This is a genomic window from Streptomyces sp. NPDC021225 (assembly GCF_044332865.1).
GTDB lineage: Bacteria > Actinomycetota > Actinomycetes > Streptomycetales > Streptomycetaceae > Streptomyces.
The window spans coordinates 50,487-64,168 of the sequence record NZ_JBIRPV010000022.1 but is presented as its reverse complement, the minus strand read 5'-3'; the positions used below and the strand labels follow the sequence as shown (position 1 = coordinate 64,168).

Genomic DNA, 13,682 nt, shown 5'->3' with positions numbered 1-13,682 from the left:
GGCTTTCCTACGGGAGACGTTGGACGGAACGCGTGGGAAACGTGGGTCAACAGTGCGTATCAGGTGGGTGAACCCGGTGTGCGCGGGGGTGTGACCGGCGAGTATCGTCTCACCGGCGTAAGACCGTCCGGTAGTAGGGAGCGCGGGAGAAGGAGCGGGTCGAGGGGCAAGCATGGGCGTGCCCCGCGAGGAGAGCGCAGCGGCGCTGCGTGCGACGAGCGGGGTGCGGCCAGGCGCCGCCCATCGGCCCGCGACGCCGCGGGCCCTACTGCCGGACGGTCTGAGTGTGCGGTATCGGGTTGACTCACCCCAGCCCGGTCTCCCGCACCCGAGCGCTTCAGACCATGACCCCGACCGGAGGGCCCGTTGTCCCGATTCACGTTCCTGAAGGCAGTACTCGGTCCGCTGATGCGCCTGATGTTCCGCCCGCAGGTCGAGGGGGCGGAGCGGATCCCCGGATCCGGCCCGGTCATCCTGGCCGGAAACCATCTCACCTTCATCGACTCGATGATCCTGCCGCTCGTCTGTGACCGCCAGGTCGTCTTCATCGGCAAGGACGAGTACGTCACGGGCAAGGGGCTCAAGGGCCGGCTGATGGCCTGGTTCTTCACCGGCGTCGGCATGATCCCGGTGGACCGGGACGGCGGGCACGGTGGCGTGGCCGCGCTGATGACCGGCCGCCGGGTGCTGGAGGAGGGCCGGATGTTCGGCATCTACCCCGAGGGCACCCGCTCCCCCGACGGCCGCCTCTACCGCGGCCGCACCGGCATCGCCCGGCTCACCCTGATGACGGGCGCCCCCGTGGTGCCGTTCGCGATGATCGGTACGGACCGGCTCCAGCCGGGCGGCAAGGGGCTGCCCCGGCCGGGCCGGGTGACGGTCCGCTTCGGCGAGCCGCTGGAGTTCACCCGCTACGAGGGCATGGACCGGGACCGCTTTGTGCTGCGGGCGGTGACCGACGAGGTCATGAGCGAGGTCATGCGGCTGTCCGGCCAGGAGTACGTGGACATGTACGCCACCAAGGCGAAGGCTGCCTGACAGACCTTCTCGGCGAGAGGCCGCCTGGCGATGGCTCAGGCGGCCTCTTCGCGTTCGCCGCGGTGGGTGACGCGGATCTTCGACTGCCGGTGGGGCAGTTCCTCCCAGTCGTCCATGAACCGCGCGGCGAGACCGTGGTCCGCGGCGAGCCGCACCAGGGTGGCCGTGCGGTAGTAGAAGTCCTCGCGCAGCACATGGTGCTCGGGACCCTCGGTGCGGTTGAAGGTGAAGTCGAAGTATCCGCCCGGGGCGAGCACCCGCCCCACATGGGCCAGGCACTCCTCGATGACCTCCCGGGGCGAGTGGGAGAAGACGCTGTGCGCGTGCACCACCGTGAAGTACGCCTCGGGCAGGGCCGCCAGCCGCAGATCGCGCACCAGGCCCAGATGGGGCAGCTTGGCCTGGAGGCCACGGCCCGCCACGACCTCCTGGGCCGCGAGGAGGATGTCGGGCGAGATGTCGATGCCGTGGTAGTGGCCCGCGTCGAGATAGTCGACAAAGCGCCATCCGCCGCGCAGATTGCCGCATCCGATGTCCAGCATCCGGTCCTCGGGCCGCAGCCCGTGCCGCAGGAGGTAGTCGTGCTGCATCTGCCCCAGGGCGAGCCAGCGCTCGTGCGACGCGCTGCCGACGGCCGCCTCGGGGCTGCGGGCGGTGTCGTCCCGCATCACCGCCCGGTAGTAGGCGATGTGGTCGCGGGTGGAGACGCGCAGCCGCAGATCCCGGGCCATCCGCCGGACATAGCGCGGCACCCGCTCGGGATGGCGTACGGCGTACCGGACCTTGTGCAGGGCGCTCGCGCGGTTCTTGGTGCCGGGTGTGGTGGTGCGTACGGGCATCGGGACCTCGCTGTCACGGTTTGCCCCATCCTCTCCGCCGCGGTGTGCCCTCGCCAGCCGCGTGTGGCGTCCGGGCCCCTGCCGCGAAATCGGGTGGTCGCCCCGGTCGGCGCGGCACTAGCCTTCGGCGGATGGCTGCTCCCGCGGATGGCTCCACCGCCCCCGTTCCCGAATTCCTCGCCGTGCGCGGCCGCCGCGTCGCCTGTCTGGACTTCGGCGGTCCTGGCGCCCCGGTGCTGGCCCTCCACGGCCACTTCGGGCGCGGCCGGCTGTACGGGCCGCTGGCCGCGGCCCTCGCGCCCGGCCATCGGGTGATCGCCCCCGATCTGCGGGGGCACGGGCTGACCGGGGGCGGCGGGCCGTTCTCGCTGGACGAGTACGTGGCCGACGCCGCCGCCCTGCTGGGCGCGCTGGGGCTGGGTCCGGTCCCGGTCGTCGCCCACTCCACGGGCGGAGTGATCGCGTACACCCTGGCCGCCCGCCACCCGGAACTGGTGAGCGCGCTCGTCATCGAGGACATCGGCGCCGTGACCGACCGCCCGGTGGTCGGCCATCCCGTGCTCGACGTCTCCGGCTGGCCCACGCGCGCCGCGGACCGGGAGGCGCTGCGCCGGGAGATCGAGTCGCGCGGGATCCCCGAAGCCACGTACTTCCTGGACAGCGCGGAGCCGGACGCCGAGGGCGGCGGCTGGCGGCTGCTGTTCTCGCCGCGCGAGCTGATGGAGTCGCAGCGGGCCATGTGCGGCGACTTCTGGGATCAGTGGCTGGGCTCCTCCTGCCCCGCGCTGCTGCTGCGCGGTGAGCACAGCTCCATGCTCCCGGCCGCCCACGCCCGCGAGATGACGGCCCGTCGGGCGGGGACGGCGCTGCGGGAGTTCGCGGGCTGCGGGCACTGGATCCACGACGACGCGCCGGAGGCGTACGCGGGGGCGGTGCGGGAGTTTCTGGCGGGGCGGTAGGCGAAGCCGCCTCAGGCCCAGGGCAGCTCCGCGCGGTGGTGCCAGTACGTTTCCGGCGACTCGGCCAGAGCCGCCAGAGCCTCCCGCTGTCCCTCGTCCAGCCGCAGGGTCGCGGCCGTCAGGTTGGAGTCGAGCTGGGCGGTCGTCGCCGCGCCCGACAGGACGACGTCCACCCACGGCTGGTGCAGCACCGCCGCGAGGGCGACCGCGTCGGGGCCCGCGCCCGTCTCCCGCGCGACGCGGCGCAGCGCCTCCGGGAGCTGTTCGGGCGCCGCGAGGCGGCCGTTGGCGACGGCCTCCTTGACGATCACCGCGCATCCCGCCTCGTGCGCCTCGGCCAGGGCCGCCCCGGCCGAGGGCTCGAGCAGGTTGTACGTGGACTGGACCGTACGGAACAGCGGCTTCCCGTCCACGGTGACCTCGAGCGCCGCGCGGATCGCCTCGGCCTGGGCGGGTCCGCTGGTCGACAGCCCGATCGTGACGCCCTCGGCCGCGAGCCGGGCCAGCCGGCCGTGCAGCTCGGGGTCGGTGAGGGCGGGGCTGCCGGGGGTGACGGAGTGCACCTGGTAGAGGTCGAGCCGGTCGCCGAGCAGGGCCCGGCTCTCCGCGCTCTGGCGCTCGTACGTCGCGACGCTGTGGTCCTTGACCTCGTGCGTCTCGGCGTCCGTGCGCCAGTCGGCGACGTAGGTGTAGCCCCACTTGCTGCCGATGACCACGTCCCGTACGTCGGGGCGGAGATCCAGCCAGGAGGCGAGGAACTCCTCGGCCCGCCCGTACGAGCGCGCGGCGTCCAGATAGCGCACGCCCCGCGCGTACGCGGCGTCCAGCACCTGGTGGGTGCGGTCGCGCATCGCCTCGACGCTGCGCTCGGCCGGCAGGTCCCGCCGCCGGCCGAGGTTGATGTAGCCGGGACGGCCCACGGCGGCGAGGCCGAGGCCGATCCGGGCCGTGGGGGTGGTGACTTGCGCGAGGCGCGCGAACGCCATGGTCTGTCCGCTCCTTGTGTCGGGTGGCCGAGCCGTCCGGTCAGTGTGCCGTGCGGCGGCGCGCGCCGTCAGGGCCGGGCGTCAGCGCTTGGCGTCGGCCCAGTCGCGCTGCACCGCCAGGTCCGCCTTCACCTCGGCGAGCTGCGCGGCCACCGCGGAGGGGGCCGTGCCGCCGCGGCCGCTGCGGGAGGCGAGCGCGCCGGGCACATTGAGGACGGTGCGGACCTCGGGCGTCAGATGCGGCGAGATCTTCGCGAACTGCTCGTCGGTGAGCTGGTCCAGCTCGATGCCCGCCAGCTCGCACTCCTTGACGCACTCCCCCGCCGTCTCGTGCGCCACCCGGAACGGCACGCCCTGCTTGACCAGCCATTCGGCGATGTCGGTGGCCAGCGAGAACCCGGCCGGGGCCAGCTCCTCCATGCGCTCGCGGTTGACGGTGAGCGTCGCCATCATGCCGGTGAAGGCGGGGAGCAGGACCTCCAGCTGGTCGCAGGAGTCGAAGACCGGCTCCTTGTCCTCCTGGAGATCGCGGTTGTACGCGAGGGGCAGGGCCTTGAGGGTGGCGAGCAGGCCGGTGAGGTTGCCGATCAGCCGGCCGGACTTGCCGCGGGCGAGCTCGGCGATGTCCGGGTTCTTCTTCTGCGGCATGATCGACGAGCCGGTGGAGAAGGCGTCGTGGAGGGTGACGAAGGAGAACTCCTTCGTGTTCCAGATGATGACCTCCTCCGCGATCCGCGAGAGGTCGATGCCGATCATCGCGGTGATGAAGGCGAACTCGGCGACGAAGTCGCGGGAGGCCGTACCGTCGATGGAGTTTGCCGAGGAGCCGCCCTCGAAGCCCAGGTCGGCGGCGACCGCCTGCGGGTCGAGGCCCAGCGAGGAGCCGGCCAGGGCTCCCGATCCATACGGCGAGACGGCCGTGCGCCGGTCCCACTGGCGCAGCCGCTCCGCGTCCCGGGACAGCGCCTGGACATGGGCCAGGACGTGGTGGGCGAAGAGGACGGGCTGGGCGTGCTGGAGGTGGGTGCGGCCGGGCATGGCGACGTCCGGGTGGGCCTCGGCCAGCCCGACCAGCGCGCCCTGGAGGTCGGCGATCAGGCCGCCGATGATCCGGGCGTGGTCGCGCAGATACATCCGGAAGAGCGTGGCCACCTGGTCGTTGCGGGAGCGCCCGGCCCGCAGCTTGCCTCCGAGGTCGGGGCCGAGCCGCTCCAGCAGGCCGCGCTCGAGGGCGGTGTGCACGTCCTCGTCGGCAATCGTGCCGGTGAACTCGCCGGACGCGACATCGGCCTCGAGCTGGTCGAGCCCGGCCAGCATCCGCTCAAGCTCGTCCTCGGTGAGCAGCCCGGCCCGGCGCAGCACCCGGGCGTGGGCGCGGGAGCCGGCGATGTCGTACGGTGCCAGGCGCCAGTCGAAGTGCACGGAGGCGCTGAGCTTCTCCAGTGCCTCGGACGGCCCGTCGGCGAAGCGCCCGCCCCACAGGCGTACGTCACCGTTGTTGCCGTTGCTCACGCTGTTGCTCCTTGAAGGGTGTGGGTGTGCGACCGCCTCCGCGCCGGGGCGAGGAGGCGGCTATGACATGCAGGCTACTGGTGCGCCGGCGTCAGCTCTGCCCGAGATCCCGCCCGGCCGCGATCTTGCTGGACAGGCCGAAGATCTCGATGAAGCCCTTCGACAGCGACTGGTCGAAGGTGTCGCCGGTGTCGTAGGTCGCCAGGTTGAAGTCGTAGAGCGACTGGTCGGACCTGCGGCCGGTGACCACCGCGCGGCCGCCGTGCAGGGTCATCCGGATGTCTCCGGAGACCTGCTCGTTGGCCTCGGCGATGAAGCCGTCCAGGGCCCGCTTGAGCGGGGAGAACCACAGCCCGTCGTAGACGAGCTCGCTCCACCGCTGCTCGACCTGGCGCTTGTAGCGGGCCAGCTCGCGCTCGACGGTGACGTTCTCCAGCTCCTGGTGGGCGGTGATCAGCGCGATGGCGCCGGGGGCCTCGTAGATCTCCCGGGACTTGATGCCGACGAGCCGGTCCTCGACCATGTCGATCCGCCCGACGCCCTGGGCCCCGGCCCGCTCGTTGAGCTGCTGGACGGCCTGGAGGACGGTGACCGGCCGCCCGTCGATGGCGACGGGGACGCCCTTGTCGAAGGTGATGACGATCTCGTCGGCCTCGCGCGGGGTGGCCGGGTTCGAGGTGTACTCGTAGACGTCCTCGATCGGCGCGTTCCAGATGTCCTCCAGGAAGCCGGTCTCCACGGCGCGGCCGAAGACGTTCTGGTCGATGGAGTACGGGGACTTCTTGGTGGTCGCGATCGGCAGCTTCTTCGCCTCGCAGAAGGCGATGGCCTTGTCCCGGGTCATCGCGTAGTCCCGGACCGGGGCGATGCACTTCAGCCCGGGGGCGAGCGAGGAGATCCCGGCCTCGAAGCGGACCTGGTCGTTGCCCTTGCCGGTGCAGCCGTGGGCCACGGTCGTGGCGCCGTGCTTCTTGGCGGCGGCGACCAGGTGCTTCACGATCACGGGCCGGGAGAGCGCCGAGACCAGCGGGTAGCGGTCCATGTACAGCGCGTTGGCCTTGATCGCCGGGAGGCAGTAGCCCTCGGCGAACTCGTCCCTGGCGTCCGCGACCTCCGCCTCGACCGCCCCGCAGGCGAGCGCCCGCTTGCGGATGACGTCCAGGTCCTCGCCGCCCTGGCCGACGTCCACGGCGACGGCGATGACCTCGGCGCCCGTCTCCTCGGCGATCCAGCCGATGGCGACGGAGGTGTCAAGGCCGCCCGAATAGGCGAGTACGACGCGCTCGGTCACGGGGGTCTCCTTTGGATCCATGCACTAGCTAGCATAAGTATGCACTCCTCTGTATGGTCCGTCAACGCGGCAGGCTGTCGGCATGCGGCGCTACGGTGCGGCTATCAGGTGCTCAACAGGGGGGTAGCCGACATGAGCGTGCAAGACGACATCCTCTGGCAGACAGCCGAGCGTGCTGCGGCGCAGTTCGAGGGCTTCAAGATCGAAGCAGTGGGGGGCCAGATCGTCATGACACTGCGAAGCAACATCCAGAGCTGGACCATCCTCCGGGTGCAGAACGCAGCCGAGGCCGCCGGCATCGCCGAGGAGCGGCTCCTGTCCGATGTGCTGATTCAATTGCCAGACGAGCCTCCCCGCGTCCCGGATGTGACGATCCTCGAGGACGGAGCCGAGGAGCCGTACTCTTACGACGATGTACTGGCCGCGGTGGAAATCGTCTCCACAGAGGATGACGACAACGACTACGTGATCAAGCTGAAGCAATACGCCCGATGCGGCATCCCGATCTACTTGATCATCGACCCGTTCCGAGGCCAGTGCACCCTGCTGACCCGCCCCAAGGGCGACACCTACGGCGAGACCGTCACCCTCCATCTGGCGGACGGCAACAAGGTCGACATCCCCACGGACAAGTTCAAGCGCAAGAGCTGACGCCTGATCCAAGCCAGGTGGAGCGACAAGGGCACCGCCGGTTTGACCTGGTCGCGTATCAGCAGCGGCTGGCCGCCAGGCCGCAGCGACGCCCCCCGTACGATCCCGCTCCTCGTGGACCACGGCCACATCGACGACGGCACACGGCAGGTCCATCGCCCGAGCCAGGTCGAGGAGCAGGCCATCGGGGGCTGGCTCAACGAGGATCCCCGGCGCTTCTTCGCGACCTGGAATCCCGGACGGCGGAGATGGATTTGTGGTGAGTATGAGACGGCGACACGCCGTCATTTCGGCGTGTCGCCGTCTCATACTCACCACAAATCAGCGGCATTGGGGCTCGCTCCTTGACGCTCAGGTGTCGATTTCCGCCCAGACCGTCTTACCGGGCCCCCTCGGTCGGTGACTCCCCAGCGGGCGGCGATGGCCGCGACCAGCAGGAGGCCACGGCCGGTTTCCGAGTCGGGCGGGGGTGCGACCGGCGCGGGATCGGTAGACGGTCCGGCCTCGTTGAGGGTGTCGGCGACCTCGATGCGGATCGTGTGCGCGGTGCGGATGAGGCGGACCTCGAAGTCCCTGCCGGGTACGCGGCCGTGCGTGGCGGCATTGGCGGCCAGCTCCGCGACGATCGCGGCGACCGTGTCGGATTCCGCGCTCCGGTAGAGGAAGCCCCACTCGTCGAGCTGGCGGAGGGCGAGAAGCCGGGCAAGGCGGGCGCCCTTGCGGGTGGAGCTGAACCGTTGGGTGAACACGGCGCCGGGGGTCTGAGTCTGCGCCTGAGCTGACATGCGGCTCAAGGTGGCCGTTCCGCGAGGGATGTGACCAGCTCGACCACCCGTACGCTGAGTCAGCGTACGGGCACCCAGAGTGGACAGTACGGGTAACAGGCCGTGACCATGGAGGCATTGGCCAGATAGTCAGGCTCAGAGCGGGTGCACCGGAGGTGGCCGGAGATGGCGGGCAGCGCGGGAACCACAGGCAATAACGAACCGGAGTCTTCGGACAGCCTCAAGGCATTCGGGGCCATCGTCAAGGTCTTCCGAGAACGGGCGGGACTCACCCAGGAGGAACTGGCGCCGCTGCTTCAGTACTCGGTCCAGACACTCGCATCGATCGACCAGGGACGCCGGTTTCCGCAAACGGAGTTCGTCGAGAGGGCGGAAGAGGTGCTGGACGCCTTCGGGGTGCTGCGGGCAGCGGCGCGGCACTTGGCCCGGCGGCCGGGGCTGGCAGCGTGGTTTCGGCAGTGGGCGGGGCTGGAGGAGCAGGCGGTCAGCCTGAACACGTACGAATGCCGGGTGGTCCCTGGACTGTTGCAGACAGAGGCGTATGCGCGGGCCGTCTTTCAGAGCAGGGTGCCACTCCTGGCCGACCAACAGATCGAAGCCCAGCTCACCGCCCGCCAAGAGCGCCAACGTCTGCTCCGGGACAGGCCCAACACTGCGTTCAGCTTCATCGTCGAAGAGGCGCTTTTCCTGCGGCGTACCGGTGGTGCGGAAGTCACCCGGCAGCTCGTCGAACACCTCCTGGAGTGTGCGGAGCTCCGAAATGTCGAAATCCAGATCATGCCGCTGAGGCAGGAAAACCACGCCGGGCTGGAAGGACCCATGCGACTGCTGGAAACCCCGGACCACCAGTGGTTCGGCTACACCGAAGGTCAGCGCAGCGGCCACCTGATCTGTGACCGGAAAGACGTCAGTGTGCTCCAGATGCGGTATGCGAAACTGCGCTCACAGGCTCCCACCCCCGAGGACTCCGTGAGCCTGCTGAAGCAGATCCGAGGAGCGCTATGAACACCAGTGAGCCGGCCTGGTTCAAGAGCAGCTACAGCGGAGGTGATGGTGACGACTGCGTCGAAGTTGCTACCTGCCCTGACACCGTCCACATCCGGGACTCCAAGGACCAGCAAGGCCCCCAGCTCGCCGTCTCCCCCGCCGCCTGGTCCGCCTTCGTCACATACGCCGCGCGCAGCTGACCGTACGACCACAACCCCGCACCTCACACCCATGCTCGGCTGCAGTCCCCCAATGGAACATGGCCGACGGCGCTACGCTGCCGTGCCATGCAGGAGACACGCCTCGACACTGCTCGGATCCGGGCGGCTCGCCGGGTGATCGACCCGATTTTTCTCGACACTCCGCTGTACCCCTGCGAGCCGCTGGAGCCCGCCCTCGGGTGCGCGGTGAGCATCAAGCTCGAAACGGCGAACCCGGTCCGCAGCTTCAAGGGCCGCGGCACCGAGGTAGTCGCGAGCCTGCTCGCCGACAATGACTCGCGAGCCGTGGTGTGCGCCAGCGCGGGCAACCTCGGCCAAGCCCTCGCCTGGTCCGCTCGCGGCCGGGGGCTCGACGTCACCGTTGTGGCATCCCGCTTCGCGACTGCGGCCAAGCTTGACCGCATCCGCGCACTGGACGCCGGGCTGGAACTGGTGGACGGCGACCACGAGATGGCACGCGAGCGGGCCGCGGCCATCGCGCGCCACGACGGCATCCGGCTGCTCGAAGACAGCCTGGACATCGAGACCTGCGAGGGTGCAGCGACCATCGGCCTGGAGCTGGTCGATACGGCGCCATCGTTCGACACCGTCCTGATTGCTCTCGGCGGCGGGGCGCTGGCCACCGGTGTGGGGCATGTGGTGAAGGCCTTGGCGCCCGGCGTCGAGGTGATCTGCGTCCAGCCGCTGGGCGCACCGGCGATGACACACTCGTGGCGCCGGCGGCGCGTCGCCACCACCGACTCGACCAACACCATCGCCGACGGCGTCGCCGGCCGGTGTCCCATCCCGGCCGTCCTGGACGACCTCCTGCTGGTCGCCGACGACGCCGTCCTGGTCCAGGAGGCGTCGATCATCGCCGGTATGCGAATGCTCCTCGACCACGCCGGCCTCGTCGTCGAACCGTCGGCCGCGCTCGGGGTCGCGGCGATCCTCGAAGACCGCGACCGCTTCGCCGGCCGACACGTAGTCACCATCGTGTGCGGCAGCAACGTCGACGTAGACGCCTATCACCGCTGGGTCGGTGCGGCTCCCGTCCACAGGTCTTGACAATTACTCGGCCGTAAGCCACCTGCGGGAAGCGGGTATTCGGCCTCGGGGAACATCGGTACACCGGTTATCGGTGAGAACGATCATGGTGGACCAGCACAGTGATCCACTTTGCCGCTGGGGTTCGGTGAAATGCCTCCAGGGCTGCTCTGGGGCTGGTTACGGTCCGGCTCGTGCCGGTGGAATTTCTGAGTGATGAACAGGCCGAGGCGTACGGGGCGTTCGCCGAGGAGCCGACGGGGCCCGAGCTGGAGCGGTTCTTCTTCCTGGACGACGTGGACCGGGATCCGATCGCCCTGCGGCGGACGAAGCACCATCAGCTCGGGTTCGCGCTCCAGATGTGCACGGTGCGGTACGTCGGTCTGCTCCTGGAGGACCCGCTCGCGGTGCCGTGGCCGGTGGTCGAGCACCTGGCCGTGCACCTTGGCATCGAGGACCCGTCCGCGGTCAAGCAGTACAGCGAACGGCGTCAGACGCTGTACGACCACGCGTGGGAGATCCGGGAGGCCTACGGATACCACCCCTATGGGGACGCTGAGTGGGGCCGGCGCTTCCGTACGTTCCTGCACGGGCGGGCGTGGATGCACGCCGAGGGCCCGAAGGCATTGTTCGACCACGCGGTGGGCTGGCTGCGCCGTCACCGGGTGCTGCTGCCCGGGGTGTCGGTGCTGGCCCGGCAGGTATCGGAGGCGCGGAAGGTCGCGGAGAAGCGGCTGCACGCCACGGTCGCGGGGTCCGCCCGGCGGGCGGACCCCGCGTTACCCGGCGACCTGGTGGCGACGTTGATGACGCCGGAAGGCTCTCGGTTCTCGGAGCTGGAGCGGCTGCGCCGGCCGCCGACGCGGGACGAGGACATCGCCCGGTCCTCCCCGCTCAAGCACCGCAACCTGAACCTGCTCGGCCGCTACAGCTTCACAGCCTCCACCCCGGCCGCCGGCGCCCTGCGCCCGTTGCGCGACCCGGACGCGCCGGAGCTGGACGAGGACGACGACGGGGCCGCACAGAACTGAGGAAGCTGTGCGAGCACCTGGACGTCGAATCGGATCCGTGGGGCGAGTCCAGCGTGGCGCCGGGGGCGCCCGTGGCCGACGAGCGGATGCCGCCCGGTGGGCGGCCTCTGCGGGCATTTAGCGCTGTTTTTGAGCCGGCCATGGCATGACAGCCCGTGGAGTTTCGGTGTTCGCCCAGCCAGGAGCTTCCCCGACGCCCGCGTCGTGGAGCCCACTATCGGCCAACCCGACACAATGTGTAAATGATCTGTCGCTTACTGTAGTCAATCTGGGAGCATGGTGCGGCGCGGCCCGCGTCCGGTGAGGGTCGGCTTCTACCTGTGGGAGTGGCGATGTCTTCACCTGTCGACAACGGGACCTTCACCCGGACTGAGCGGCTGGAGCGGCTGCGCGGCCTGCTGTCGGGGGCGCGGGAGGAGGAGTGCGCGGGGCGCGCTTCGGGCCCGGAGTCGTACGGGCATCTGCTGATGGGGGCGATGCTGCACGGCGCGGACCGCCTGCGGCAGGGTCAGGAGCCGACCGATCTGGAGAGGCTGCTGCTGGACGCGGTGGGCTCGGTGCTCTCCGAGGAGGAGACGAAGGCGTGGGGCGCGGTGTACCGGGAGGTGGCCTCCGGGAGCCGGATGGCGCTGCTGCCGCAGGCGTTCGCCGACCGGCCGGTGGAGTCGGGCTATGCGCTGGAGGATCTGCAGCGGGACCTCCCTGAGATCGTCGCGGAGGCGATGGCGGCGGGGAACACCCAGATCATCGACCCGCGGACGCCGGCCCGGGAGGCCAACGATCCCGCCTTCCTCGCCGCGATGCGGGCGGCGAAACTCGGCATCACCGCCTTCGCCACCCCCAGCGAGCGCCTCCTGCCCGACACGGACGACCTGGCGGGCACGGAGCAGGCGCCCCAGGAGGGCGGAGAAGACCCGGAGGGCCGCTCGGGCCCGCCGTTCCGCGTGCGGATCTTCACGGAGAGCTTCTACGTCCACAAAGCGGTCGGCGACCAGTGGGGCGGAAGGGACGAGATCTTCTGGACGGCGGCCGGCAGCGTCGGCGGCGGCACCAAGCACTCCTTCACCTCGGAGGAGTTCGGAGCCGTCGAAAAGGGCCAAACGCGGGCGTTCTCCGTGAACAACAAGACCCTCTTCGACGGGTACTCCTCCGGCGACTACCTGGGGATCAACGTCACCTGCTGGGAGAAGGACGAAACTCCCAACGAGTGGTGGAGGGCGCTGAACAAGGCGCTGCTCGACGCGATGGAAGCCCTCAACAAAAACCTGGCCTTCGACGACTTCGTCACCGGCCAGCTGCCGGTGTGGCTGGGCATCGCCGTCCAGGTCGCGAACATGTTCATCGACGTCATGATGGAGCTCATCAACATGAGCGACATCTCCTGCCAGCGCGTCATCGGCATGGGCCGCTACGAACTCGCCATGCTCTCCCGCGGCGGCGGCTCCATCTGGAAATTCGACGGCGACGGCCACCACGACCTGCGCCTGGCGTGGGGCGGCAGCCTCATCCCCTTCCACCAGGCCTACCTGAAGTCCTCCATCCGCACGGGCAGCACCTGGAGCGAGCCCGGACACGTTCCCTTCAAGACCATCACCACCCCCGCGCTCGCCGTCCACGACGGCAAGCTCTACATCGCCTACCTGCGCCCCAGCGACCAGGCGGTGATGTGGGCCGCCATGGACAGCGGCGGCAACTGGAGCACGCCCCAGCAGATCGGCGGCGACCAGAGCTGGTACGCACCGGCCATGACCTCGGCCCACGGCAAGCTGTACTACACCCACACCGGCAAGGACTACAAAATCTATGCCCGGACCTTCACCCCCGCCGCCGGGTGGAGCGCGGCGAAGCCCCTCGAGGGAGGGTGGCTGTACGCGCCGGCTCTGACCACGCACAACAGCGATGTCTGGCTGGTCGCCTACGGCCGCGACGAGAACCTGTGGACCTCCGGCAACAACACCGGCGCCGACACCGGCTGGAGGAAGCCGGTCTCGGACAACCTCGGCTGGGAGCTGAACACCTACGTGACCCTGGCCTCCTACCGCGGCTACATGTGGCGGATCGCCACCGGCAAGGCCCGCGAGATCCGTACCAGTAACAGCACGGGCGGCTATTGGAACAGCAAGGGCAACATCCCCGGGTGGGGCTCCACCCACGCCCCCGCCCTGGCCGCCGACGCCAACAACATGACGCTCCTCAGGCGCGGTGACGACGCCGCGCTGTTCTCAGGCGAGTACAACGGCACCTCCTGGCACAGCTCCAGCAAAATCCCCGGAGCCACCGCGAAGGAGACACCCGGCGCCGCCTACTACAACGGCAAGCTCTACGTGATGTACCTGCCCCCCGCCACCTGACAGGG

Annotated in this window: 11 protein-coding genes and 2 pseudogenes; 8 read left to right on the top strand and 5 right to left on the bottom strand. The window is 69.9% G+C overall.

Annotation, left to right across the window (positions count from 1 at the left end; genetic code table 11):
- The first annotated feature begins 366 nt into the window (after positions 1-366).
- Positions 367-1,038 (top strand): lysophospholipid acyltransferase family protein, encoded by a 672-nt coding sequence (locus ACH4S9_RS46160; protein WP_311725738.1) that lies wholly within the window; start codon positions 367-369, stop codon positions 1,036-1,038.
- Positions 1,039-1,073: 35 nt separating this feature from the next.
- On the opposite strand, the gene ACH4S9_RS46155 is transcribed toward ACH4S9_RS46160, so the two are convergent.
- Positions 1,074-1,877 (bottom strand): class I SAM-dependent DNA methyltransferase, encoded by an 804-nt coding sequence (locus ACH4S9_RS46155; RefSeq protein ID WP_398377593.1) that lies wholly within the window; start codon positions 1,875-1,877, stop codon positions 1,074-1,076.
- Between the two features lie 131 nt (positions 1,878-2,008).
- Here ACH4S9_RS46155 and ACH4S9_RS46150 point away from each other — a divergent pair, with 131 nt between their 5' ends.
- Entirely contained in the window at positions 2,009-2,836 is an 828-nt protein-coding gene (locus ACH4S9_RS46150; RefSeq protein WP_398377591.1) for an alpha/beta fold hydrolase, read from the top strand.
- An 11-nt stretch (positions 2,837-2,847) separates the two neighbouring features.
- Here ACH4S9_RS46150 and ACH4S9_RS46145 read toward each other — a convergent pair whose 3' ends face one another.
- The 3 genes from ACH4S9_RS46145 to ACH4S9_RS46135 all read right to left on the bottom strand — a co-directional run bounded on the left by ACH4S9_RS46145 (position 2,848) and on the right by ACH4S9_RS46135 (position 6,625).
- On the bottom strand, positions 2,848-3,822 hold the full coding sequence (locus tag ACH4S9_RS46145) for an aldo/keto reductase (RefSeq protein WP_398377589.1): 975 nt from the start codon (positions 3,820-3,822) through the stop codon (positions 2,848-2,850).
- An 81-nt stretch (positions 3,823-3,903) separates the two neighbouring features.
- A complete protein-coding gene (gene argH, locus ACH4S9_RS46140; RefSeq protein WP_398377587.1) occupies positions 3,904-5,334 on the bottom strand; it encodes an argininosuccinate lyase in 1,431 nt (476 codons plus the stop codon).
- A gap of 91 nt (positions 5,335-5,425) precedes the next feature.
- A complete protein-coding gene (locus tag ACH4S9_RS46135; protein WP_385345557.1) occupies positions 5,426-6,625 on the bottom strand; it encodes an argininosuccinate synthase in 1,200 nt (399 codons plus the stop codon).
- Between the two features lie 132 nt (positions 6,626-6,757).
- Here ACH4S9_RS46135 and ACH4S9_RS46130 point away from each other — a divergent pair, with 132 nt between their 5' ends.
- Positions 6,758-7,276: a Uma2 family endonuclease gene (locus ACH4S9_RS46130; RefSeq protein ID WP_398377584.1), complete on the top strand. Its 519-nt coding sequence runs from the start codon at positions 6,758-6,760 to the stop codon at positions 7,274-7,276.
- Positions 7,277-7,627: 351 nt separating this feature from the next.
- Here ACH4S9_RS46130 and ACH4S9_RS46125 read toward each other — a convergent pair.
- Positions 7,628-8,061, bottom strand: a pseudogene (locus tag ACH4S9_RS46125) (ATP-binding protein).
- A 165-nt stretch (positions 8,062-8,226) separates the two neighbouring features.
- Between ACH4S9_RS46125 and ACH4S9_RS46120 the strand changes: the two are divergent.
- From ACH4S9_RS46120 to ACH4S9_RS46100, 5 genes and pseudogenes are all read left to right on the top strand, one after another.
- Entirely contained in the window at positions 8,227-9,066 is an 840-nt protein-coding gene (locus tag ACH4S9_RS46120) for a Scr1 family TA system antitoxin-like transcriptional regulator (protein WP_398377583.1), read from the top strand.
- Entirely contained in the window at positions 9,063-9,248 is a 186-nt protein-coding gene (locus ACH4S9_RS46115; protein ID WP_398377581.1) for a DUF397 domain-containing protein, read from the top strand. The genes ACH4S9_RS46120 and ACH4S9_RS46115 overlap by 4 nt, the downstream gene beginning before the upstream one ends.
- 87 nt (positions 9,249-9,335) lie before the next feature.
- The gene (locus ACH4S9_RS46110; RefSeq protein WP_398377579.1) at positions 9,336-10,316 is read left to right on the top strand and encodes a threonine/serine dehydratase; all 981 of its coding nucleotides are present in this window, start codon (positions 9,336-9,338) and stop codon (positions 10,314-10,316) included.
- A gap of 173 nt (positions 10,317-10,489) precedes the next feature.
- Positions 10,490-11,324, top strand: a pseudogene (locus tag ACH4S9_RS46105) (DUF4158 domain-containing protein); the annotation flags it as partial.
- Positions 11,325-11,658: 334 nt separating this feature from the next.
- Positions 11,659-13,677 carry a hypothetical protein gene (locus ACH4S9_RS46100; RefSeq protein ID WP_398377577.1) on the top strand — a complete coding sequence of 673 codons (2,019 nt, stop codon included), beginning with the start codon at positions 11,659-11,661 and terminating at the stop codon, positions 13,675-13,677.
- Positions 13,678-13,682: the final 5 nt, after the last annotated feature.

Excerpts from the sequence above, each read along its gene's own strand:
- ACH4S9_RS46110 (WP_398377579.1), top strand. The coding sequence starts at position 9,336 with ATGCAGGAGACACGCCTCGACACTGCTCGGATCCGGGCGGCTCGCCGG.
- ACH4S9_RS46100 (WP_398377577.1), top strand. The coding sequence starts at position 11,659 with ATGTCTTCACCTGTCGACAACGGGACCTTCACCCGGACTGAGCGGCTG.
- ACH4S9_RS46155 (WP_398377593.1), bottom strand. The coding sequence starts at position 1,877 with ATGCCCGTACGCACCACCACACCCGGCACCAAGAACCGCGCGAGCGCC.
- ACH4S9_RS46145 (WP_398377589.1), bottom strand. The coding sequence starts at position 3,822 with ATGGCGTTCGCGCGCCTCGCGCAAGTCACCACCCCCACGGCCCGGATC.
- ACH4S9_RS46150 (WP_398377591.1), top strand. The coding sequence starts at position 2,009 with ATGGCTGCTCCCGCGGATGGCTCCACCGCCCCCGTTCCCGAATTCCTC.
- ACH4S9_RS46130 (WP_398377584.1), top strand. The coding sequence starts at position 6,758 with ATGAGCGTGCAAGACGACATCCTCTGGCAGACAGCCGAGCGTGCTGCG.
- ACH4S9_RS46115 (WP_398377581.1), top strand. The coding sequence starts at position 9,063 with ATGAACACCAGTGAGCCGGCCTGGTTCAAGAGCAGCTACAGCGGAGGT.
- ACH4S9_RS46120 (WP_398377583.1), top strand. The coding sequence starts at position 8,227 with ATGGCGGGCAGCGCGGGAACCACAGGCAATAACGAACCGGAGTCTTCG.